Here is a 21,581-nt window from a genome sequence, read left to right on the forward strand (position 1 = left end):
TGACTGGATATTGGTTTAGCTGACCGCTTCGGCCAGAACCGTCAGGCCCTTCTCGTCAACCTGGGCAAAGCCGCCCTGCACGGAAATCGTTTCCGGCGTAGCGCCTTCGCTGGCGTAGACGAGCAGGTCGGCATCACGGACCGTCGACATGACGGGGGCATGATCGGCCAATACGCCAAAATCACCCTCGGTACCGGGCACAACCACCATGAATACATCTTCCGACCGGACGAGTTTCTCTGGGGTTACGAGTTCGAAATGCAGGTTTGCCATGTCTTTTCAATTCCTAAGCCCTCTCCCGTGAGGGAGAGGGATATAATGGATCAGGCCGCTTCAGCAGCCATTTTCTTGCCTTTTTCGATCGCTTCTTCGATGCCGCCGACCATGTAGAAGGCGTTTTCCGGAAGGTGATCATATTCGCCGTCGACCACTGCCTTGAACGATTTGATCGTGTCTTCGAGATCAACGAACTTGCCCGGGATGCCGGTGAAGACTTCCGCAACGTGGAACGGCTGCGACAGGAACTTCTGGATCTTGCGGGCGCGTTGAACGACCAGCTTATCTTCTTCAGACAGCTCGTCCATGCCGAGAATGGCGATGATGTCCTGCAGGGACTTATATTTCTGCAGGGTTTCCTGGACAGCACGGGCCGTATCATAATGTTCCTGGCCAACGACGCGGGGTTCGAGAACACGCGAGGTGGAGTCGAGCGGATCAACAGCAGGGTAGATGCCCAGCTCCGAAATCGCACGGTTCAAAACGGTGGTAGCGTCGAGGTGGGCAAAGGATGTTGCCGGTGCAGGGTCGGTCAAGTCATCGGCAGGAACATAAATGGCCTGAACCGATGTAATCGAACCCTTGTTGGTCGAGGTAATGCGTTCCTGCAGCGCGCCCATGTCGGTCGACAGGGTAGGCTGATAGCCCACAGCCGAAGGAATACGGCCGAGAAGCGCGGACACTTCCGAACCGGCCTGGGTGAAGCGGAAAATGTTATCGATGAAGAACAGAACGTCCTGGCCCTCGACGTCGCGGAAATATTCCGCCTGGGTCAGACCGGAGAGAGCCACACGGGCACGCGCTCCTGGAGGCTCGTTCATCTGGCCGAATACGAGAGCCACTTTGGAGCCTTCCGACTGCGGATTACCGTCGGCATCCTTGGCGATAACGCCAGCGTCGAGAAACTCGTGATAGAGATCGTTACCTTCACGGGTACGCTCACCAACACCGGCGAAAACGGATGTACCGCCATGGCCTTTTGCGATGTTGTTGATCAGTTCCTGAATAAGAACGGTCTTGCCCACGCCGGCGCCGCCGAACAGGCCGATCTTGCCGCCCTTTGCATAAGGTGCGAGCAGATCGACAACCTTGATGCCGGTGACCAGAATTTCATTCTCGGTCGACTGGTCGACAAAAGCAGGGGCTTCTGCGTGAATAGGAGCAGTGGTCTTGTTGCCGATCGGACCGCGTTCGTCGATTGGCTCGCCGATCACGTTCATGATCCGGCCGAGCGTTTCAGGGCCAACAGGCATCTGGATCTGCGAACCGGTGGCTGTTACTTCCTGACCGCGGGTCAGACCTTCGGTCGCATCCATGGCGATGGTACGAACGGTGTTCTCGCCGAGATGCTGTGCAACCTCGAGCACCAGCCGGTTGCCGTTATTGTCGGTTTCCAGAGCCGAGAGAATTGCCGGGATCTCGCCGTCAAAGGTTACGTCGACGACAGCGCCGATAACCTGTGAAATGCGGCCTACATTTGTGGTTTTTGCCATTTTTCCGTTTCCTTGCGTACGTGCTTTAGAGCGCTTCAGCGCCAGCGATGATTTCAATCAATTCGGTGGTAATCGCGGCCTGACGGCTACGGTTGTAAATAATCGTGAGGTTGTCGATCAGGTCGCCGGCGTTGCGGGTCGCATTGTCCATGGCGGTCATCGACGCACCCTGTTCCGACGCGTTATTTTCCAGCAAAGCGCCGAAAATCTGGGTGGTCAGATTGCGTGGCAGCAATTCGGCGAGAATTTCTTCCTCGTCCGGTTCATATTCGACCGCGCCGCTGGCTTCGGCCACGGTGCCTTCGGTGACCGCGATCGGAATGATCTGCTGCACCGTCGGTTCCTGTACCAGTGCGGACCTGAACTTGCCGTAGAACAGGTGGGCCACGTCAAATTTGCCTTCTTCAACCAGCGCGGTCAGGTCTTCGGCGATAGCCTTGGCTTCTTCAAAACCGGGCGCTTTGACATCGGACGTATCGAAATGCTTCAGAATCTGGCCGGGATAGAAACGCTTGATGATCGGAATGCCCTTGCGGCCGACCATGTAGAAAAGCACTGTACGGCCTTCGCCGATCAGACGCTCCGCCGTCAGGCGCGCTTCCTTGACGATATTGGCGTTGAAGGCACCGCAAAGACCACGATCCGAGGTCGCGACCACCAGCAAATGGGTGTCCAGCTTGCCGGTGCCTGCCAGCAGTTTCGACGAATTCTCGTCAATCGAAACCTTGGAGGCGAGACCTCCCATCACCTTTTCCATCTGCTCGGCATAGGGACGCGCGGCTTCGGCTGCCATTTGCGCACGGCGCAATTTGGCAGCAGCCACCATCTTCTTGGCCTTGGTGATCTTCTGCGTCGATTTCACCGACGCGATACGATCTTTCAGTTCTTTCAAACTAGCCATATTGGCTCCTTAATTCGTCCTGCCGGACAGCTCCGGCATCCCATCACTTCTGTTTTGGCAACAGGAGCGATCAGGCAAATGTCTTGCCGAATGCCGCCAGAGCCGCTTCAAGCGCAGCCTTGGTGTCATCCGCCAAGTCACCGCTTTCACGGATGGTTTTCAAAATGTCGGCATGTTCGCTGCGCAAATGGGCCAGCATGGCTTCTTCGTAGCGCACAACATCGTCAACTGCGACGGTATCAAGATGCCCGTTGGTACCGGCATAGATCGACGCGGTCTGCTCTTCGAAAGGAAGCGGCGAGAATTGCGCCTGTTTCAGAAGCTGGGTCAGGCGTTCACCACGAGCGAGCAATTTCTGCGTCGATGCGTCGAGGTCCGAACCGAACTGCGCAAAGGCCGCCATTTCGCGATATTGTGCGAGATCGAGCTTGATCGAACCCGAAACCTTTTTCATCGCCTTCGTCTGTGCAGCAGAACCCACACGGGAAACCGACAGACCCACGTTAATGGCAGGACGGATGCCCTGGTTGAACAGGTCGGTTTCGAGGAAGATCTGGCCGTCGGTGATCGAAATCACGTTGGTCGGAATATAGGCCGAAACGTCACCAGCCTGGGTTTCGATGATCGGCAATGCGGTCAAAGAACCCGAACCATTGGCTTCGTTCATCTTCGCGGCGCGTTCGAGCAAACGGCTGTGCAGATAGAAAACGTCACCAGGATAGGCTTCACGTCCTGGAGGACGACGCAGCAGCAGGGACATCTGGCGATAAGCCACAGCCTGCTTGGAGAGATCGTCATAAACGATACAGGCGTGCATACCGTTATCGCGGAAATATTCGCCCATCGTCACACCGGTATAAGGTGCGAGATACTGCAGCGGTGCAGGCTCGGACGCGGTTGCAGCAACCACGATCGAATATTCCATCGCGCCATTTTCTTCGAGGCTCTTGACGATCTGTGCAACGGTCGAGCGCTTCTGGCCGACAGCTACGTAGATGCAGTAGAGCTTCTTGCTTTCGTCGTCGCCAGCATTGACCGTCTTCTGGTTGATGAACGTGTCGATGGCGACAGCGGTCTTGCCGGTCTGACGGTCACCGATGATCAATTCGCGCTGGCCACGGCCAACAGGAACGAGAGCGTCGAGCGCTTTCAGGCCGGTCTGAACGGGTTCGTGAACCGATTTACGCGGGATGATGCCCGGCGCCTTGACTTCCACACGGCTACGCTGGGTGGTTTTGATCGGGCCCTTGCCGTCAATCGGGTTGCCGAGGCCGTCAACGACGCGACCCAGCAATTCCTTGCCGATCGGAACGTCCACAATGGTGCCGGTCCGCTTGACCACGTCGCCTTCTTTGATTTCAGCGTCAGAGCCGAAGATCACGACGCCGACATTGTCCGCTTCGAGGTTCAGGGCCATGCCCTGAATACCGTTCGAGAATTCAACCATCTCACCGGCTTGCACCTGGTCGAGGCCGTGAATACGGGCAATACCGTCACCGACGGCAAGCACGGTTCCGACTTCGGAGACCTGGGCTTCATTGCCAAAATTGGCGATCTGGTCCTTGATGACCTTTGAAATTTCTGCGGCGCGAATATCCATGTGTATCTTCCTTTAGCCCTTCATGGCCTGCGATAGGGTGTTCAAACGGGTTTTAATCGAGCTGTCGATCATCTGGCTGCCGATCTTCACGACCAGCCCGCCCAAAATGGACGGATCGACGGCGGTGGAAACGCTAACATCGCTTCCCACACGTTTCTTGAGCTGCGCCTTGAGCGCATCAATCTGTTTGTCATCCAGCGGATGGGCCGAGGTCACTTCGGCGGTAATTTCGCCGCGATAGCCAGAAGCCAGCGTCGAAAAGGCGCGAATGACTGCGGGGATCTGGTCCAGCCGGCGATTGGCAGCCAGCACGCCAAGTACATTGGTCGTCAGCTTGTCGAGGCCGAGGCTCTTCGCGATTGCAGCGATTGCCTTGCTGGCGTCGTCACGCGACAGGACCGGACTTTTCGTCAGTTCCTTCAGGTCGTCCGATTCGGCGAGGGCTTCGCTCAACGTGTTGAGGCTGGCCTGCACCGCGTCGATGCTATTCGTTTCTTGTGCGAGAGCGAACAGAGCAGTGGCGTAACGCCCCGCTAAACTCGCTCTGATGCCGCTGGATTGATCCACGCGTTTGCTACTCCCTGACCGTTTATATGGTCTGAAAACCGTTCATGAAATGGTCCGCTTTCTGGCCGGAAATCCTGCGATTCCGCCCACGGATGCGCGGCGTCTAGCAACCATTTTGCTGCGAGGCAAGACGGCTTTGGGAATCATTTTCGCGGAAAGCCGAACCGGCAGTTTTTTGCGACTTTCATTGTTGCGCGCATAATATTTGGCTTTGAACGCAAGATACGGGAAGCCGCATGGGGCAGGGTGATTTAAATTCGGACCGATAGCAAGAACGGGAGTATTTCCATGACCTGTAAGATGACCGGATTGAACCTGCATATTGCCAGATCCTTGCCCGGCGAGGCGGATCGCGCGATCCGTCAGCTGTTTGAACTGGACGAGCTTGCCTATATAGACGTGCATAACGCAACCTATGGATGTTTCGTCGCGCGGGTGGAGAGGTTTGAATCGTGAACCAGAAGATTGTGGATGATGCCCGGGCGTGGGCGGCGATGCAGGCCCGTGATCGCAGCTTCGACGGAAAATTCGTCACCGGCGTGCTGAGCACCGGCATCTATTGCCGCCCCTCCTGCGCCGCGCGCCATCCCAAACGGGAAAATGTGCGCTTCTTTGCCAGAGCGGAGCAGGCAGAGGCGGCGGGGCTCAGGGCCTGCCTGAGATGCCGTCCCAATGATATTGCCAGGGACGAAGCCGCGGTCAAGCTGGTGATCGATGCCATTCGCGCTGCGGAAACCGCGCCCAGGCTGGACGACCTGGCGGACCTGACGGGCTATTCGCCGACCCATCTCCAGCGGATTTTCAAACGCGAAACCGGATTGTCGCCCGCCGCTTACGCACGGGCCTTGCGGTCCGAGCGAGTCAAACATGCGCTGGACAGCGGCGCGACGGTAACCGATGCGATTTACGATGCCGGTTACGGCTCGGCTTCACGATTTTACGAGGAACGCAAAATGGGCATGAAACCGGGCGTCTGGAAAAATGGCGGGGCAGGGGTGACGGTGCACTGGTCCGTCATCGACACCTCGCTCGGCGCGATGATGGTGGCCGCGACCGACAAGGGCGTCTGCTGCCTGTCCTTCAACGAGGACGAGGATGCATTGCGCAAACGTTTTCCGAAAGCGGACTTGCAGCAAGGCGGTGCCGCGTTCGCAGCCTTGTTCGAGCAGGTGGTGGCGCAGGTCGAAACGCCCGGTCGCCCGCATAATATTCCGCTCGACGTTCAGGGGACCGCCTTTCAGGAAGCGGTCTGGCAGGAATTGCGCAAGATACCCGAAGGCGAAACCCGCAGCTACGCCGATATCGCGGCTGCCATCGGCAAGCCGAAAGCGGTGCGCGCTGTGGGCAGCGCCAATGGCGCAAACCATGTCGCCGTCCTGATCCCCTGCCACCGGGTGGTGCGTAGCGACGGCACGATGGGCGGCTATGCCTACGGGCTGGAGATCAAGCAAATGCTGCTGGAAAAAGAGCGCGACTGAGGATTCCGGCACCGGACTGTATCAAAATCCGATATGATCTGGTGCGGCAGACTTCGGTTTTTCGGCGTGCATCTGCGAGCGGCATGACCTGCCGGCGGCGGATTTTCTGCAACAACTGATGAACGCATATCTCAGTCCGAAGCGTTTCCGGAGCGCGGCGAATGAATCTATATGGGTAAATCAGTTCTGGCCAATTGGCCTTAATTATTATCGCATTTGCCGTAACCAAATCCAGATGACCTAATATCAGCGGACCAACGGTTTGAGCCAGTCAACCGAAAAATGACGAAGGAATGGCAGTTTAATGGGCAATTGCAGCATTCAAGACGTTGGACCGTTATTCAGGTCATTATCGTTCTGAGAATTGGGAGTGGAGCGGCTTTTGCTTTGCAAAGCCTGTTTCTACTAAGAATAGATCGGTGACCAGATGAATAATCAAGACACTTTGCCAGCTTCTTTTGCCAGGCGCATGTCCATCTTCGCTGGGATTACGGCGGCCTATGGCCTCCTTTCCGTCGCCGGGATCATGTTGAGCCGCGGAGAATCCGACTTTTCGGCATTGTGGATCTCCAACGGTTTTCTGGTTGCCGCCCTTTTGCGCTATAAGGGCGGTATTTCCGTCCCGCATATTCTTTCATGCGTGGCCATGGGATGCGCGGTATCGATCGCCACCGGTGATAGCTGGCCGAAGGCGTCGTCGATGGCTGTTGTCAACGGGATTGAAGTCGCCATTGCGATCTATCTCGTCCGCCGAAAATGCGGGACCAATCCCAATTTCGTCAATTTCGGCAGCCTGATCTGGTTTGCGGTTCTTGGCGGGCTTGTCGCACCGCTGATCGCCGGCGGGATTGTTATGCTCCTGTTCTCCCTGTCCGGAGAAAATGTCTCGCTGCTAGGATGGCTTGACTGGATGACAGCGCACAGCCTCGGCATGTGGATATTCGCCCCGATTTTCTCGATCATACTCGGCAATCACAACGGCATCCATCAATGGAACAGAAAGATGGACCTCGAATATCTCGCCATTTTCGGGACAGGCAGCCTGCTGACGGTTCTGGTTTTCAGCCAGTCATCCTACCCGTTTCTGTTCATGGTAACCCTGTTTGTGCTGGTTGCGGCCGTCCGCAAGGGCATTGTCGGCGCTTCGCTGTCCGTCGTGGTTGTCGCGATCGTTGCGATCATAGGGACCTACAACGGTTCCGGCCCGGCCCAGCTGATTGATGGCAATCTTCACGACAATATATTCGTCGTGCAGGTCTTCCTTTTGTTCACGCTGGCAAGTTCGCTGCCGGTCGCCAGCATATTGGAAGCGCAAATCATGTTGCAGCGCGAATTGCGGCTCAGTCGTGACCAGACCCAGTCGATTTTCGACAATATGCGGGACATTGTCTTCCGGACTGACAAGCTGGGCTGCTGGCTGTTGCTGAACCCGGCATGGGAGACGATCACCGGTTATTCTGTCAAGGAAACGCTCGGCTGGCCTGTAACGAAATTATTGACCAAGGATTCCCTGCAAAAGGCCGAAATCGAATATCTCAGGCTCGCCAGCGGGGAATTGAACACGCTCACGTTGAACCAGACCTTCATTCGTGCTGACGGCAAGGAACGGCAGGTTGAGGTGTTTCTCGAAGCGGTCCGCGACGAGAAAGGGCATTTTGACGGAGCGACCGGCAATATTCGCGATATAACCGATGCCCGTGCGGCTTCCCACGCGCTGAAAAAGAGTGAAGAGCGGTTCCGCAGGCTCGCCGAGTCCGCTCCGGTCGGCTTTTTTCAGGCCGACGCCGAGGGCAAGGTTTATTATGTAAGCAAGGCCTGGCGCGAACGGGTTGGTCTGACCGAGGAAGAGGTCAAGGGCGACGGATGGATGCGGGCGCTGACCGACAAGACATCCCACGAGATGGACGAGGCCTTCACCGGCTTCGAAAAGCCGGGCGATAGATGCGAGCGGGAAGCCTGTCACACGACCAAGGATGGCGAGGAAATCTGGGTCCGCACCGTCAACCAGGCGGAATTCGACATGGATAATAATATCATCGGCTATGTCGGTGTCATCGTGGAGATAACCGAACAGCGCAAGGCGATTGCAGAGTTGCGCCAGCGGCAGAGCGAATTGCGGGAAGCGCGCGATATTGCCGAAGCGGCCACCGAAGCCAAGGCATCGTTTCTAGCCAATATGAGCCATGAAATCCGCACGCCAATGAACGGGGTTCTCGGTTTTGCAGAAATGCTCAGCCAATCGGATCTGGACGAACAGCAGGCCGGATATGTCGCTCTGATCGAGGAATCCGGCAAGATCATGATGGCATTGCTGAACGATATTCTGGATATTTCCAAGATCGACGCCGGACTGCTGATATTGTCGCCGGAACCCTTCGAACTGGCGCATTTGCTCAAGAGTACGTGCAACATGATGCTGACGGCGGCGGGTAATCACCGGCTTGCTCTAAAACTGGACTATGCCGACGATCTGCCGAAATTCATCGAGCATGACAAGCTGCGGCTCCGCCAGATTCTGACCAATTTGATCGGCAACGCCATCAAATTTACCGATTCAGGATCGGTAACCGTCAAGGCCGAATTGTCGGGTGATGACAATGGCACGTTCAGAATTAGCGTGATCGACACCGGCATAGGCATCGCCGAAGAGCGGCAGCAATCGATATTCGATGAGTTCGTGCAGGCCGAGCATGATACGGACCGTTCCTACGGCGGCACGGGTCTTGGCCTCGCCATTTCCCGCAAGCTGGTCCAGATGATGGGGGGCAATATCAGTCTGGAGAGCAAGTTCGGCTCGGGCTCGACCTTCTGTATCGAGATACCCCTGAACGAGTGCGTCGATCCCCGCGGAGATGAAACCAAACGCGCCAATGAAGACAACGGGCTGACGACATTGCCCGCTATCAACCGCACCATATTGCTGGTCGAGGATCATGAGATCAACCGGATGCTCGCAACCGCGATGCTCGAGCGCATGGGCTGCACCGTCATATCGGCCGAAAACGGTTCGCAAGCAGTAGAAATCCTCACGAAAAACGAAGGGGCCGCATCGGATTTCGGCCTTGTCCTGATGGATATGCAGATGCCGATCATGGACGGGATCGAAAGTACCCGGAGGATCCGCCAGGCCGGTATCACCGCAGAACAGCTTCCGATCGTTGCGCTGACCGCCAATGCCTTTACCGAAGACCGCGATGCCTGCAAGGCAGCCGGCATGCAGGACCATGTCTCCAAACCGATCCAGTTCAACGATCTCTACAAAGCCGTGTGTGACTGGTATTTTGATCCAAGTTCGAAAGAACCGGATCCGGTGATCGAAGTGGTGGCGGAAGACCCGACCATTGCCCTGCTGCGCCCGAAATATGCAAAATTCCGGACCGAGACTCTGGATAGGCTCACGGTCGGCATGGCCACGATCGGCGACTGGCCGCAGGCGCAAAGCGATGACATCGCCATCATGTTGCACAAGCTTGCCGGATCCGCGGGATCGTTCGGCGAGAAAGAAATGGCAAGCGTGGCAAAGCAGCTGGAAGACGCCATCAAGCAGGAAAAACCGGTCGAAGTGCTGATGTCGATAGCCGAGGATCTGCTGGCCTATCGGTATCAGCACAACGAACCACGGGCCAAGCAGGCCTGAACGTCATAACGGTTTTAAATGCTTCGGGGCGGCTTGTCCTGCGCGTCCCCGAAGCCCGGGACCAGGTTGCGCCCGAGCCGCGCTCAGCGATATTCGGGATTGGGATGGTTATAGCGCGTACCGTCATCCCAGGCTTCGCGCGAATTGCCATAATCCGGAATGCCGCCGGCCTGTTTTAGCATATGGGCCGTGTGCATCAGGTTCCAGGCCAGAAATGTCGCGTTGCGCTGGGTGAAATCGCTGTCGAAACCGACGCGGGAGCCATCCTCTTTCTCGTCGCCATAAGAAGGGCCGGGACCGATCGGACCGATCCAGCCGGCATCGGCCTGGGGCGGTATCATATAGCCGATATGGCCGAGCGAATAGAGCGTGCTCATGGCGCAATGTTTGACACCGTCTTCATTGCCGGTGACCACAACGCCGCCAGCCTTTCCGTAAAAGATATATTGCCCCTTGTCGTTGGTTTCGCCGGAATGGGCGTAGAGCCGCTCGATGATCTTGCGACATTCCGAGGATACGTCCCCCAGCCAGATCGGCGTGCCGATGACCAGAATCTCGGCTTCCATCACTTTTTTCGAGATTGTGGGCCATTCATCCGTCGCGAAACCGTGCTCCGTCATGTCCGGGTAGACGCCCGGAGCAATATCATGATCAACACTGCGGAAAGTCTGAACCGATACGCCTGCATCTTTCATGATCTTGCGGACGACATCCATCAGGCATTCCGTGTGGCTGAACGCCGGTGACGGTGTCAAAGTGCAATTGATGAAAACGGCCTTCATGCCCGAATAATTGGGTTTTTTGATGTTGTCGCTATCGCTGCTCATGGCTAATCCCTCTCGCGCTAGTCGGCTTTCCTGCACTCGTACACCAGCCGCTCGTTCGCCTGCATCGGCAATTCGGCCCTGATCGCCTTCACCATATCCTCGATATCGGCCAAGGCCTTGACGTCGGTGGTGCAGGCCCTGTTGCCATATTCTGCCCTGATCGCCCGCGCTTTGGTCATTGCGTCCAGTCCCATCAGATAGCGTTCCTCGGTAAATTCGCTGCGATCTGGCTGGAAGCTGCTGATCGTTACCGTCTGCTCTTCATTGGGAACGAAGATACGGGACCATTTGGCGCCGTCGCGGCCATATTGTGTGCGACTGTTGACGCAGCCTCCGTCTGCCCAGTCGAAGAGCAGCTCATTCTCCTGAGATACGGTGATCCGGCTGCGCTGCGGATTGATCGTGCATTGATATTTGCCTGCTGTCGCGATGCCGGGCTGCTGCGGCTCCTTCTCGGCAGCATTCTCCTGCATCGCTGCGGCGACGCGATCATCGATTTCGCTGAAGTCCGGGCGCGCCAGGAATATGATGACGGCACCAAGCAACAGGACCGCCGCTCCTCCCGCTGTGGCGATGCCCGGGTTGCGCTTGCCCTGTAATAGCAGGATCCCCGCACCGCCGGCAGCAAGCAGCGAAAGCGCCAGCATCAGTGCCGCTAGCGCGATCCTGTTTTCCCGTTCGGCGATAATGTCCTGCGTGATGCCGGTGCGCAATTGGGCCTCTTCCCGTTCGCGCTTTTCGGCCTCTGCCGCCTTGGCCGCAGCCACCTGCGCGCGGGCGGCCGCCTCGCGCTGGCGTTCCCGCTCGCTGATCTCGGCGGCAGAGCGGCAGGGCGTTGCGGTGGAGCCAGCCTTGAGATTGGTCTGGCGCAGGAAGTTCAGGATTTCGCGCGCCGAAACGGCAAAGCCGAATTCCGCGTCATTGCCCTCGCTGATCGATCCGAAGCTGTTGACCCCTAGCACCCTTCCGCAATTGTCGATCAGCGGCCCGCCACTGTTGCCGGATGCAATCGGCGCGGTATGCAGGATCGTGTCGAATTGCTTTGTTGTCCGGCCGCCGGATACGGTGCCCGTGGTCTTGACCGGCGACATCGGGTTGATCAGATCGTCCAGGTCAAGCCCCTGGGCGCGGTCGACCGAGCCAGGATAGCCGATCGCCACCACATCCGCGCCGTCGGCAACCGGTCCGCCGAAAATGGTCATCGGCGGCAAGCGCCCGCCATCCAGGACCTGGATCAGGGCCAGATCATTGCCGGGCGAATAAGCGATGATTTTTCCGCCATAGCTGGTCCCCCCCTGCGAGGGAATGATGCCGATGACGACCGAGCTTTCCTGCCGCGCAATCTCGACGACATGGGCGTTGGTTACAATTTTGTCCGGTGCCACCGCGAAACCGCTGCCATGGCCGACAAAGGCAACTTTGCTGCCGTCTTTCGCCGCCAGCACCACGCGGACCACCGATCGGCTGGCGGCGCTGATATCGGCCGGATCGGCCTGGGCCGGGCCGGTGAGCAGCGTGGCGGTAAGGATGGAGAGCAGGAGTGTCAGTTTTTTAATCATGGATTGGTTCATGCTTCAAATAGGTGCAACATTCAAAGGACTTTTGCACTTCTGTCGCCCCTCCTTTTCAAAGGAGGGGTTGGGGTGGTTGCGAGCGTAAGCGAGCCTGCGCGACATCAAGGATCAAACAAAGCTATAGGGATCAACATCCACCCCAACCCGCACCGCGCGCGGCCACTCCAGCTGTTCCAGCCATTCGCGCATGATATTCTGCAGGTCGACCGACCGCAGCGCATGAACCAGCAACCTGTGCCGGTGCCGGCCGCGCAGCATCGCCAGCGGAGCGGGGGCAGGGCCGAAGACAGAAAATCCGTCCAGCTTGGGCGCGGTCTGGCCAATCAGGCGGGCGGTCTCCATCGCTTCTTTATTATCTTCGGACGACACTATGATTGCGGCCCAGCGGGCAAAGGGCGGGGCCAGCGCCTGACGCCGGGATTCGATCTCGGCAGCATAAAAGCCCTCCCGGTCATTCTCGATCAGCGCCTGGATCACGGGCGCATTCGGCATGCGGGTCTGGACATAGACCCGGCCCGGCTTTTCCGCCCGTCCGGCCCGTCCCGCGACCTGGGCAATCTGCTGAAAACTGCGCTCGGCGGCGCGCAGATCGCCGCCTTCCAGCCCGATATCCGCATCGACCACACCGACCAAAGTCAGATTGGGAAAATGATAGCCCTTGGTCACCAGCTGAGTGCCGACGACGATATCGATTGCGCCCGCCTCCATCTGCTGGACGAAATCGGCGGCTTTCTGTGGCGACCAGATCGTGTCCGAGGTGACAATTGCAGTCCGCGCCTGCGGGAACAGCATTTTGACCTCGTCGCAAATCCGTTCGACGCCGGGTCCGCAGGCGACCAGACTGTCTTCGTCGCCGCATTCGGGACATTTTTCCGGAATCGGCATGACATGGCCGCAATGGTGGCAGGCGAGGCGGCGGGTCAGGCGATGTTCGACCATCCAGGCGGTGCAATTGGGGCAGGCGATCCGGTGGCCACAGGTGCGGCACAGGGTCAGCGGCGCAAAGCCGCGACGATTGAGAAACAGCAGCGATTGCTCGCCGCGCTCGAGATTTTCCTCCAGCGCGTGGACCAGCGTCGGGGCCAGCCAGTTGCCGCGCGGCGGCACGTCTTGGGTCAGATCCAGCGCCTCGATGTCGGGCATCGTCGCGCCGCCAAAACGCGCCGGCAGATCGAGCAGTTCATAATTGCCCTGTTCGACCTGATGGCGGGTCTCGATCGCCGGCGTGGCCGAGGCCAATATCACCGGGATCTGCTCGTAAAGCCCGCGCATCACCGCGACGTCGCGCGCATGATAGCGGACGCCGTCTTCCTGCTTGAAGCTGGTCTCGTGCGCTTCGTCGACAATGATCAGGCCGAGATTGGCATAAGGCAGGAACAGGGCGGAGCGCGCGCCGACGATGACCTTGGCATTGCCTTCGGCCAAGGCCCGCCAGTTCCGCTTGCGTTCCGACTGTTTCATGCCGCTGTGCCAGGCCAGCGGCTCGGCCCCGAAACGCGCTTCGAAACGGTTGAGAAACGGCTCGGTCAGCGCGATTTCGGGCAGCAGCACCAGCACTTGCCGGTCCTGCCGCAAGGCTTCGGCGACCGCCTCGAAATAGACTTCGGTCTTGCCCGAACCGGTCACACCGTCGAGCAGAAAGGGTTTGAACTGTGAGGCGCGCACAGCCTCGATCAATATGTTGCTGACGTCCTTTTGGTCCTCGCTGAGATCCACCGTGTCGAAATCGGGCAAAGGCTTGGCGCTGGTGGCGAAGGGAGAGACTTCCTCCCGATCGAACACGCCCAGCTTTTCCAGCCCTCGGATCACCGCGATCGATACGCCGGCCTTGTTGGCCAGTTCGCTGATCGTACCCTGAACGCCTTCAAGTTTTTCCAGCGCCTGCTGCCGTTGCGGGGTGATCCGGTCGGGCACATTGCCGTTCAGGCGATATTCGCTGATCGGGCGATTGTCGGCAAAGGCAGCGCCGCTCGACAGGACCATGCGCAGCACCGATGCCGGCGAGGCGAAATAATAAGCGGCGGTCCATTCGATCAGCCGCCGCAGCGGCGCGGGCAGCGGCGGTACATCGCGGACCTCGAGCAGCGGGCGCAATTTTTTCGGATCGATTTCCTCGACCGGAAAGCTGTCCGCTTCCCATACCACGCCGGGCAGTTTGCGCGGACCCAGCGGCGCCATCACGATCGAACCCGGCTCTACCCGCATGCCGTCGGGCACACGATAATCGAGCGGACCGAGGGCGGCATTAAGCAGGAGTACACGAACGCGATTCATATTCATGCTATAGGCAGCTTATCATCATCCGTCATTCCCGCTTTGACGAATGCTGGGACGAATATAGGAGACTATCATGCACTATCATCGCAGATCGGTTCTGGGCTTTGGCGCTGCCGCCGGATTGCTGGCGCTTCCCGGCTGTTCCAGCCTGCCGGGCCTGAGCCTGACCGAAGCCGTCAAGCGGCTGCTGACCCTGTCGTCGCAGAATGCCTTTGCCGAACTGATGGAGCCGAACGGTTTCTTCGACAGCCAGGTGGCGCGGATTTCGGTACCCGATTCCCTGGGTGGTTCGCGGGCAACAAGCATCGCCACGGCTCTGCTGCGGTCCAAGCCGATCCAGGATCGCTTGCTGATGCAGGTCAATCGCGCGGCCGAAAAGGGCGCCGAACTGGCCGCTCCGATCGTCGCGGAAACCATCCGCAATATGAGTATCGCCGACGCGGCCGCGATCATCAACGGCGGGCCGCGCGCGGCCACCAGCCTGCTGCAGGGGCAATTGGGAAACACGCTCGTCGAGCGGATGCTGCCCGGCATCGCGGGCGGGCTGAGACTGTTCGACAACGAGATTATCAATCTGGTGCTCTCGCAAGCCACCAATGTCGATTTTTCCAGCATCAGCCGCGATGTGACCGACAAGGTCGGCGACGCCATCTACCGTTCGATTGGCGCGCAGGAGGAGGCCATACGCGCCAATCCGCGGGCCACCAACGATCCGCTGCTGATGGCGGTCCTGGGTGTCGGGAAAGCCTTTTAGAGCTGATTTATCCCGTAATCTTCCCCCAATCTATCCACAGCTTTTTGCCGGACGGAAGGGGGCAACAGTTCCCCGACCTGTGGAAAGCGGATAGGCAAACGGCAATAGTGCCTTTTTCCTGTATTCTGGAGCCAGACCCATGAAATTTTTCGTAGATACCGCCGATACCGCGGAAATTGCCGACCTCGCAGCGACCGGCATGGTCGATGGCGTCACCACCAACCCGTCGCTGATCAAGAAATCCGGTCGCGATATCATGGAAGTGACCAAGGAAATCTGCGGCCTGACCGATGGTCCGGTGTCCGCCGAGGTCGTCGCGCTCGATCATGATGCGATGATGAAAGAAGCCGAAGTGCTGCGCAAGATCGCCGACAATGTCTGCATCAAGGTGCCACTGACCGTGGACGGACTGAAAACCTGCAAGGCGCTGACCAGCGAGGGCACGATGGTCAATGTGACTCTCTGCTTCTCCGCCAATCAGGCGCTGCTCGCGGCCAAGGCTGGCGCCAGCTTCATCTCGCCCTTCGTCGGACGGCATGACGACAATGGTCTCGACGGCATGACGCTGATCGAGGATATCCGGCTGATCTACGACAATTACGCGTTCGAGACCGAAATTCTCGTCGCCTCGATCCGCCACCCGATCCACGTGCTGGAATCCGCCCGCATCGGTGCCGATGTCGGCACCATGCCGCCCAATGTCATCCGTGGCCTGTTCAAACATGTGCTGACCGACAAGGGCCTCGAAGGCTTTCTGAAGGACTGGAAAGAGACTGGCCAGAATATCGGTTGAGTCTGATGGGGGACGGGGGTGTTTGGATTTTTCAAACGTAAATCGCTGAAATCGCCGGTATGCGGAAATTGCGGTGAACCTCGCCCGCTCGTCCACACCGGAGAGGCCGGTGCGGACGATCTCTTGAAAAATTCGAAACTGTCGCGCGGTGACTATAGCGTGATTTGTCAGAAATGTGCGTCCTCGATCGACGCGCGCTATGATTATCAGCCGGACTATTCGAGAGTCAGCGTGTCGCCCGGACGCGACAGTCTTTCAACCGGCGAACGGGACGATCCGGCCGAAGCGCCACCCGGGGCAATCTCGGCGGAAAACCATGAACCCGATGCCGGCTATCATGCGGATGCGGAGGACAATTTTTATCGAGACGACGCGGTGCAGAGCAACGATCCCGATGCGCTCTATGAACCGGGCAATGGATATCACACGGACGACGAGATCAGGGAAGATGAGCAACGGGCCGGAGAACTGTCGACCTTTCTGCCTGATCCTTCCGGAGACCTTCCTCGCCCGCTTCGAAAGACGCTTGTCAATTTAGCCGCATTTATTGGCATTTGCCTGGTCGTTTGGTTCTGGACGGATCAACCGCCCGAACAGGACCCCCCAGCGCAATATGATGCGCCTGCGACTTCACCCCTTCGGTCTCTGGATGGCAGCGGTTCTGCACTTCGCAGCGGGGCGGTCATTCCCTCGGTGCCTGCCGGAAATCCGGGAGGCTGGATCTCGTCCGGCGATTATCCGGTCGCCGCTTTGCGAGAGGAGCGAAGCGGTGCTGTCGAATTTCAACTGCGGATCAGCGAGAGTGGCGAAGTTACCGCCTGCGATATATTGGCATCAAGCGGCCATGCGGATCTCGATACGGCATCCTGCCGCGCATTAATGCGCCGCGCCCGGTTCAGCCCTGCCAGAAATGCCAGCGGTCAGGCGGTCAGCTCGTCCTACACCAACACGGTGCGCTGGCAGCTACCGTAATGACAGCGATCAAAACCCTCTGGGCGCCGGATCGACCACGGTGAAGCTGCCGTTGCCGATTTCCTGGACTTCCAGGGCCCGTTCCGAAACCCCGTCGGCCTTGAACCGGAAAACACCGTCCAGTCCGATGAAGCCGCCCTTGTCGGTCAGCTGATTGATCGGGAAGGGCTCCCCGACTTTCCAGTTGCGGGCAACCTTGACGGTCAGCAGCACTGAATCATAGCCGAGGCTCGACAGGCGAAACGGGGCCTTGCCATAGCGGGCGCGATATTTGTCGGCATATTGCTTGTAGAGGCCGTCGGACACGCTGGCGAACCAGGCGCCGCGCATGGATGGTGCGCCGGCCAGATTGCTGCTGGTATTCCAGAGGTCGGTGCCGAGGATTTTCGCCGTGCCGCTGGCATTTTTGCGAATATAGGGCGCGGCCTTGATCGCCATGTCGCCATTGTCGGCAAGCAGCACCGCTTCGAAATCACCATTTTCGGCAAGTTTCTTGGTCGCCGCCTCGATCGACTGGGAATCGCGGTTGAACGTCTGGATCGAAACCACGGTGCCGCCGGCGTCTTTCACGCTGCGCAGCAGGGTCGAGGATGCCCGCTGGCCATAGACGCCGTTGGGGACCAGCGCGGCAAAGCGGTTCATGCCTTTCGATCTGGCATAGGTGACGACCCGGTTGATCGATTGCGAGGGGATATGACCCAATATGAAGACATTATTGCCGGCGGCGCCGCTGTCGTTGGAGAAACTCAGGATCGGTACGCCGGCTGGCCGTGCGATATTGGCGGTCGCTACGACATTGTCGCTGAGCAGCGGGCCGATGATCAGCTTGTTACCGTCGCGAATGGCGCTCTGCGCCGCCAATGCAGCGCCCTTGGCCGTGTCATAGCTGGTCATGCGGATATTGTCCGCCTGAGTGTCAAGCAGCGCCATGGTTGTGGCATTGGCCAGCGACTGGCCGATACCGGCATTCTTGCCGGACAGCGGCACCAGCAAGGCTATGCGGTGATGTTTCTGGTCGTCGGGCAGACCTGCGGTCACTGGCGGCGGTGCTGGCGCGTCGGTCCGCACCGGCTCTGCGCCACGCGGGACTACGGTCGAACAGCCGGCCAGCATCGCAATGGCGGAGAGGCCCGCCCACTTCAAAATGCCGCGTCGTCTGCTTTGATCTTGTCCTAGATGTACCTTGTCTGCCATGACCGTCATATGTCTGCTCCTGCCCAATCCGGTCTCTATATCGTCGCCACCCCGATCGGCAACCTCGGAGATTTGTCGCGCCGCGCCGAAGCAACGCTCGCTGCCGCCGATATCATCCTGGTCGAAGATACAAGAGTGACGGGCAAGCTATTGAATCATATCGGCAAAAAGTCAAAGATGATGGTCTATAACGACCATAAGTCTGCGGCCGACCGGGATGCGATTTTGGACGCGGTGCGATGTAAAATTGTCGCACTGGTCAGCGATGCGGGAACGCCCCTGATTTCCGATCCCGGCTACAAGCTGGTTCGCGATGCGCAGGCGGCGGGCCTCTATGTTACCACGATCCCCGGCCCAAGCGCAGCGATCGCCGCGCTGACCCTGTCCGGACTGCCCAGCGACCGCTTTCTTTTCGAAGGATTTCTGCCGAGCAAGACCAAGGCGCGGAGCGAATCGCTCGCGGCTTTAAAGACACTCAACGCCAGTCTGATCTTTTACGAAAATGGCTCGCGGCTGGGGGCGATGCTGGCCGACTCGCTGGCTGTGCTGGGGGACCGCAAGGCGGCGGTTATTCGCGAGATTACCAAGCGTTTCGAGGAAGCTGTGGCCGGTTCCCTGAGCGAACTGGCCGAGCGCTACGGTTCGGAAAAACCGAAGGGCGAGATTGTCGTAATTATCGGCCCGCCCGTCGCACCAGAAGCGGCCAGCGAAGCAGATATCGAGGCGGCGTTACGCGAAGCGCTGGAGCGCTTGCCGGCATCGAAAGCGGCTGGCGAGGTGGCCAAGGCCTTCAACACTGACCGCAAGGCGCTTTACGAACTGGCCAACCGATGGAAATCGGGAAAATGAGCGCTTGTCCGCCTCGCACCGTTCGCCCTGAGCCTGTCGAAGGGCCTCTATCGGTCCTGCGGTGCCTTGGCGATCCAGATGCTTCGACAGGCTCAGCACGAACGGCAGTGCTAAAATCACCTATGGTATCCAGAAGTTGAAGCGCGAGGCTGCGGAGAAACGCGGCCGCCAGGCCGAAAAGACCGCAGCCCGCTTCCTGCGCCTGAAAGGCTGGCGGATATTGGACGAACGGGTGCGGACGCCCCGCGGCGAGGTCGATCTGGTGGCCAAACGCGGCGGACTGGTTGCCTTTGTCGAGGTGAAGGCGCGCACGAAGCTGGAGGATCTGGAACAGGCGATCGACCTGAAACGGTTGCAGCGCGTCGCCGATGCCGTAGAAATACTCTATCCGCAATATTGCACCAAGGGTGAAGATGCGCGGATCGATGTAATACTGGTCGCGCCAAGACGTCTACCGGTCCATTTGACTAATGTATGGCATGGATTCTAGAATCCGGGCATTGTGCCGTTCGTCCTGAGCCTGTCGAAGGACGCCTGCCGTCGATGAGCGTAGTTCGTCGGCCTCAGGAATAACGGAGAACGGATCGAACTTTTCCTTTCCAGCGCTAAACAAAAAGGCCCTTCGACAAGCTCAGGACGAACGGTTAGAACCGCCTATCCCCCGTTCGTCTCGAGCGAAGTCGAGAGACGACTGCCGCTATGCCGATGTGTCTCGACTAGGCTCAACACGAACGGTAAGCGGGTTCGAAAATGACTAAGGAATGCAAATGACCCTGAAAATCGCCGTACAGATGGATCCGATGGAAAGCGTAAACATCGCGGGCGACAGCAGCTTCGCGCTGATGCTCTGCGCCCAGAAGCGCGGGCATCAGATTTTCCATTATGACGTCAAGGGCCTGACCCTGCAGGCCAATGGCCGCCTGACCACACCGGCTCATCCGGTGACCGTGCGGCCAGTGAAGGGCGACCATTTCACCTTCGGCGAGTCCGTAAAACTCGACCTCGGCAGCGATGTCGACGTCGTGCTGATGCGTCAGGACCCGCCGTTTCACGTCGGCTATATCACCGCGACGCATTTGCTCGAGCGGATCGAGGGCGAGACACTGGTGGTCAACAACCCCGTCTCCGTCCGCAACGCGCCGGAGAAAGTCTATGTGCTTGACTATGCCCAGTTCATGCCGCCGACCCTGATCACCCGCGACCTCGACGAAGTGCGCGCCTTCCAGAAGGAACATGGCGGCGTGGTGGTCAAGCCGCTGCACGGCAATGGTGGCAAGGCGATCTTCCTGGTGCCGGAAGACGGCAGCAATCTCAGCGCATTGTTCGAGGTGTTTAACCAGACCTGGCCAGAACCGCATATGGTCCAGCCCTTCCTTCCCGAAGTGCATCAGGGCGACAAGCGCATTGTGCTGGTCGACGGCGAAGTTGCCGGTGCGATCAACCGCAAGCCGGGCGAAGGCGAATTCCGCAGCAACCTCGCGCAGGGCGGCTATGCCGAAGCGGCGGAGCTGACCGACCGCGAGAAAGAAATCTGCGCGGCCATGGGACCGGATCTGAAACGGCTCGGGCTGATCTTCGTCGGCATCGATGTCATCGGCGGCAAGTGGCTGACCGAGATCAACGTGACCTCGCCGACCGGCATTGTCGCAATCGACAATTTCAACGGCACCGATACGGCGGGCATGATCTGGGACGCAATCGAGCGGCGAATTGCCGAACAATAGTAAGGCAGCAGACCGCGCGCGATGAGCAACTGGGTAACCGACCTGATCGAACAGGGTGGCTATTGGGCCATTGCGCTGCTCATGGCACTGGAAAATATCTTCCCGCCAATCCCGTCCGAGCTGATCATGGGGCTCGGCGGCGTCGGCGTGGGGCAGGGGACATTCCACCCGGCCTGGCTGGTGCTGGTTGGCACTATCGGGTCGCTGGCCGGCAATTATGTCTGGTTCATGATCGGGCGCCATTGGAACGAGGATGATCTGCGCGCTTTCGTCCGCAAACACGGCCGCTGGCTGACACTCGACGTCGAGACGGTCAACCGGATCGACCGGATTTTCGACAATCATGGCCAGTGGGTGGTCTTTGTCGCCCGCTTCATCCCCAATATAAGGACGATGATTTCCGTGCCCGCCGGCCTGTTCGGCATGTCGCACAAACGCTTCATCCTCGCGACCAGCGCCGGCGCCGCCGTCTGGAACAGCGCTCTGGTCTATGCTGGCTATACGTTGCAGCAGAATGTCGAGAATATCGGGCAATATCTCGGACCGGTGTCGCTCGGCGTGATCGGGTTGCTTGTCGTCATCTATGTCTGGCGAATTATTTTCTGGCGGCCGAAGGAGGGGTGAGGCACATAATAGCGTTTATATTCCGAGGATGATCCGGGATG

19 protein-coding genes are annotated in these 21,581 nt (G+C 58.7%); 10 read left to right on the forward strand and 9 right to left on the reverse strand.

Translation table 11 applies throughout. The features are described 5' to 3' along the window. Positions 1-15 precede the first annotated feature (15 nt). The 5 genes from CHN51_RS12225 to CHN51_RS12245 all read right to left on the reverse strand — a co-directional run bounded on the left by CHN51_RS12225 (position 16) and on the right by CHN51_RS12245 (position 4,837). Entirely contained in the window at positions 16-273 is a 258-nt protein-coding gene (locus CHN51_RS12225) for an ATP synthase F1 subunit epsilon (protein WP_100094263.1), read from the reverse strand. A 50-nt stretch (positions 274-323) separates the two neighbouring features. Next, positions 324-1,769, reverse strand: a complete 1,446-nt coding sequence (gene atpD / locus CHN51_RS12230; protein WP_100094264.1) for a F0F1 ATP synthase subunit beta — start codon at positions 1,767-1,769, stop codon at positions 324-326. A 25-nt stretch (positions 1,770-1,794) separates the two neighbouring features. After that, positions 1,795-2,670 carry a F0F1 ATP synthase subunit gamma gene (locus CHN51_RS12235; RefSeq protein WP_100094265.1) on the reverse strand — a complete coding sequence of 292 codons (876 nt, stop codon included), beginning with the start codon at positions 2,668-2,670 and terminating at the stop codon, positions 1,795-1,797. A gap of 70 nt (positions 2,671-2,740) precedes the next feature. Further along, entirely contained in the window at positions 2,741-4,270 is a 1,530-nt protein-coding gene (atpA, locus tag CHN51_RS12240; RefSeq protein ID WP_100094266.1) for a F0F1 ATP synthase subunit alpha, read from the reverse strand. A gap of 12 nt (positions 4,271-4,282) precedes the next feature. Continuing rightward, positions 4,283-4,837 carry a F0F1 ATP synthase subunit delta gene (locus CHN51_RS12245; RefSeq protein ID WP_100094267.1) on the reverse strand — a complete coding sequence of 185 codons (555 nt, stop codon included), beginning with the start codon at positions 4,835-4,837 and terminating at the stop codon, positions 4,283-4,285. 288 nt (positions 4,838-5,125) lie between these two features. Here CHN51_RS12245 and CHN51_RS19570 point away from each other — a divergent pair, with 288 nt between their 5' ends. The 3 genes from CHN51_RS19570 to CHN51_RS12255 all read left to right on the forward strand — a co-directional run bounded on the left by CHN51_RS19570 (position 5,126) and on the right by CHN51_RS12255 (position 9,952). Further along, positions 5,126-5,293, forward strand: a complete 168-nt coding sequence (locus CHN51_RS19570) for a DUF1203 domain-containing protein (protein ID WP_123906313.1) — start codon at positions 5,126-5,128, stop codon at positions 5,291-5,293. Then, on the forward strand, positions 5,290-6,315 hold the full coding sequence (ada, locus tag CHN51_RS12250; protein ID WP_276308582.1) for a bifunctional DNA-binding transcriptional regulator/O6-methylguanine-DNA methyltransferase Ada: 1,026 nt from the start codon (positions 5,290-5,292) through the stop codon (positions 6,313-6,315). The genes CHN51_RS19570 and ada overlap by 4 nt, the downstream gene beginning before the upstream one ends. A gap of 469 nt (positions 6,316-6,784) precedes the next feature. Continuing rightward, positions 6,785-9,952 (forward strand): PAS domain S-box protein, encoded by a 3,168-nt coding sequence (locus CHN51_RS12255; protein ID WP_164089154.1) that lies wholly within the window; start codon positions 6,785-6,787, stop codon positions 9,950-9,952. Between the two features lie 83 nt (positions 9,953-10,035). On the opposite strand, the gene CHN51_RS12260 is transcribed toward CHN51_RS12255, so the two are convergent. From CHN51_RS12260 to CHN51_RS12270, 3 genes are all read right to left on the reverse strand, one after another. Continuing rightward, on the reverse strand, positions 10,036-10,779 hold the full coding sequence (locus CHN51_RS12260) for an NAD(P)H-dependent oxidoreductase (protein ID WP_100094269.1): 744 nt from the start codon (positions 10,777-10,779) through the stop codon (positions 10,036-10,038). A gap of 17 nt (positions 10,780-10,796) precedes the next feature. Further along, entirely contained in the window at positions 10,797-12,338 is a 1,542-nt protein-coding gene (locus tag CHN51_RS12265) for a trypsin-like peptidase domain-containing protein (RefSeq protein ID WP_240616715.1), read from the reverse strand. A 123-nt stretch (positions 12,339-12,461) separates the two neighbouring features. Next, positions 12,462-14,627 (reverse strand): primosomal protein N', encoded by a 2,166-nt coding sequence (locus CHN51_RS12270; protein WP_100095616.1) that lies wholly within the window; start codon positions 14,625-14,627, stop codon positions 12,462-12,464. Between the two features lie 76 nt (positions 14,628-14,703). Between CHN51_RS12270 and CHN51_RS12275 the strand changes: the two genes are divergently transcribed. From CHN51_RS12275 to CHN51_RS12285, 3 genes are all read left to right on the forward strand, one after another. Then, on the forward strand, positions 14,704-15,384 hold the full coding sequence (locus CHN51_RS12275) for a DUF4197 domain-containing protein (protein WP_100094271.1): 681 nt from the start codon (positions 14,704-14,706) through the stop codon (positions 15,382-15,384). 139 nt (positions 15,385-15,523) lie between these two features. Next, positions 15,524-16,177: a fructose-6-phosphate aldolase gene (fsa, locus tag CHN51_RS12280; RefSeq protein WP_100094272.1), complete on the forward strand. Its 654-nt coding sequence runs from the start codon at positions 15,524-15,526 to the stop codon at positions 16,175-16,177. A gap of 123 nt (positions 16,178-16,300) precedes the next feature. Further along, positions 16,301-17,149 carry an energy transducer TonB gene (locus CHN51_RS12285; protein WP_164089155.1) on the forward strand — a complete coding sequence of 283 codons (849 nt, stop codon included), beginning with the start codon at positions 16,301-16,303 and terminating at the stop codon, positions 17,147-17,149. 9 nt (positions 17,150-17,158) lie between these two features. Here the strand turns inward: CHN51_RS12285 and CHN51_RS12290 are convergent, their stop codons facing one another. Continuing rightward, the gene (locus tag CHN51_RS12290; RefSeq protein ID WP_240616716.1) at positions 17,159-18,352 is read right to left on the reverse strand and encodes a penicillin-binding protein activator; all 1,194 of its coding nucleotides are present in this window, start codon (positions 18,350-18,352) and stop codon (positions 17,159-17,161) included. Between CHN51_RS12290 and rsmI the strand changes: the two genes are divergently transcribed. The 4 genes from rsmI (at position 18,353) to CHN51_RS12310 (ending at position 21,540) form a co-directional block, all read left to right on the forward strand. Continuing rightward, complete coding sequence (rsmI, locus tag CHN51_RS12295; RefSeq protein ID WP_100094274.1) at positions 18,353-19,192, forward strand: 16S rRNA (cytidine(1402)-2'-O)-methyltransferase; 840 nt, start codon at positions 18,353-18,355, stop codon at positions 19,190-19,192. It abuts the gene before it with no gap. A gap of 136 nt (positions 19,193-19,328) precedes the next feature. Next, entirely contained in the window at positions 19,329-19,682 is a 354-nt protein-coding gene (locus CHN51_RS12300; RefSeq protein WP_100094275.1) for a YraN family protein, read from the forward strand. Between the two features lie 277 nt (positions 19,683-19,959). Beyond that, positions 19,960-20,916 carry a glutathione synthase gene (gene gshB, locus CHN51_RS12305; protein ID WP_100094276.1) on the forward strand — a complete coding sequence of 319 codons (957 nt, stop codon included), beginning with the start codon at positions 19,960-19,962 and terminating at the stop codon, positions 20,914-20,916. A gap of 21 nt (positions 20,917-20,937) precedes the next feature. Beyond that, positions 20,938-21,540, forward strand: a complete 603-nt coding sequence (locus CHN51_RS12310) for a DedA family protein (RefSeq protein ID WP_100094277.1) — start codon at positions 20,938-20,940, stop codon at positions 21,538-21,540. Positions 21,541-21,581 lie beyond the last annotated feature (41 nt).

The sequence above is a fragment of the Sphingorhabdus sp. YGSMI21 genome (assembly GCF_002776575.1).
Classification (GTDB): domain Bacteria; phylum Pseudomonadota; class Alphaproteobacteria; order Sphingomonadales; family Sphingomonadaceae; genus Parasphingorhabdus.

Excerpts from the sequence above, each read along its gene's own strand:
- CHN51_RS12225 (WP_100094263.1), bottom strand. The coding sequence starts at position 273 with ATGGCAAACCTGCATTTCGAACTCGTAACCCCAGAGAAACTCGTCCGG.
- atpD (WP_100094264.1), bottom strand. The coding sequence starts at position 1,769 with ATGGCAAAAACCACAAATGTAGGCCGCATTTCACAGGTTATCGGCGCT.
- CHN51_RS12235 (WP_100094265.1), bottom strand. The coding sequence starts at position 2,670 with ATGGCTAGTTTGAAAGAACTGAAAGATCGTATCGCGTCGGTGAAATCG.
- atpA (WP_100094266.1), bottom strand. The coding sequence starts at position 4,270 with ATGGATATTCGCGCCGCAGAAATTTCAAAGGTCATCAAGGACCAGATC.
- CHN51_RS19570 (WP_123906313.1), top strand. The coding sequence starts at position 5,126 with ATGACCTGTAAGATGACCGGATTGAACCTGCATATTGCCAGATCCTTG.
- CHN51_RS12255 (WP_164089154.1), top strand. The coding sequence starts at position 6,785 with ATGTCCATCTTCGCTGGGATTACGGCGGCCTATGGCCTCCTTTCCGTC.
- CHN51_RS12260 (WP_100094269.1), bottom strand. The coding sequence starts at position 10,779 with ATGAGCAGCGATAGCGACAACATCAAAAAACCCAATTATTCGGGCATG.
- CHN51_RS12265 (WP_240616715.1), bottom strand. The coding sequence starts at position 12,338 with ATGATTAAAAAACTGACACTCCTGCTCTCCATCCTTACCGCCACGCTG.
- CHN51_RS12270 (WP_100095616.1), bottom strand. The coding sequence starts at position 14,627 with ATGAATCGCGTTCGTGTACTCCTGCTTAATGCCGCCCTCGGTCCGCTC.
- CHN51_RS12275 (WP_100094271.1), top strand. The coding sequence starts at position 14,704 with ATGCACTATCATCGCAGATCGGTTCTGGGCTTTGGCGCTGCCGCCGGA.
- fsa (WP_100094272.1), top strand. The coding sequence starts at position 15,524 with ATGAAATTTTTCGTAGATACCGCCGATACCGCGGAAATTGCCGACCTC.
- CHN51_RS12290 (WP_240616716.1), bottom strand. The coding sequence starts at position 18,352 with ATGACGGTCATGGCAGACAAGGTACATCTAGGACAAGATCAAAGCAGA.
- rsmI (WP_100094274.1), top strand. The coding sequence starts at position 18,353 with ATGTCTGCTCCTGCCCAATCCGGTCTCTATATCGTCGCCACCCCGATC.
- gshB (WP_100094276.1), top strand. The coding sequence starts at position 19,960 with ATGACCCTGAAAATCGCCGTACAGATGGATCCGATGGAAAGCGTAAAC.
- CHN51_RS12310 (WP_100094277.1), top strand. The coding sequence starts at position 20,938 with ATGAGCAACTGGGTAACCGACCTGATCGAACAGGGTGGCTATTGGGCC.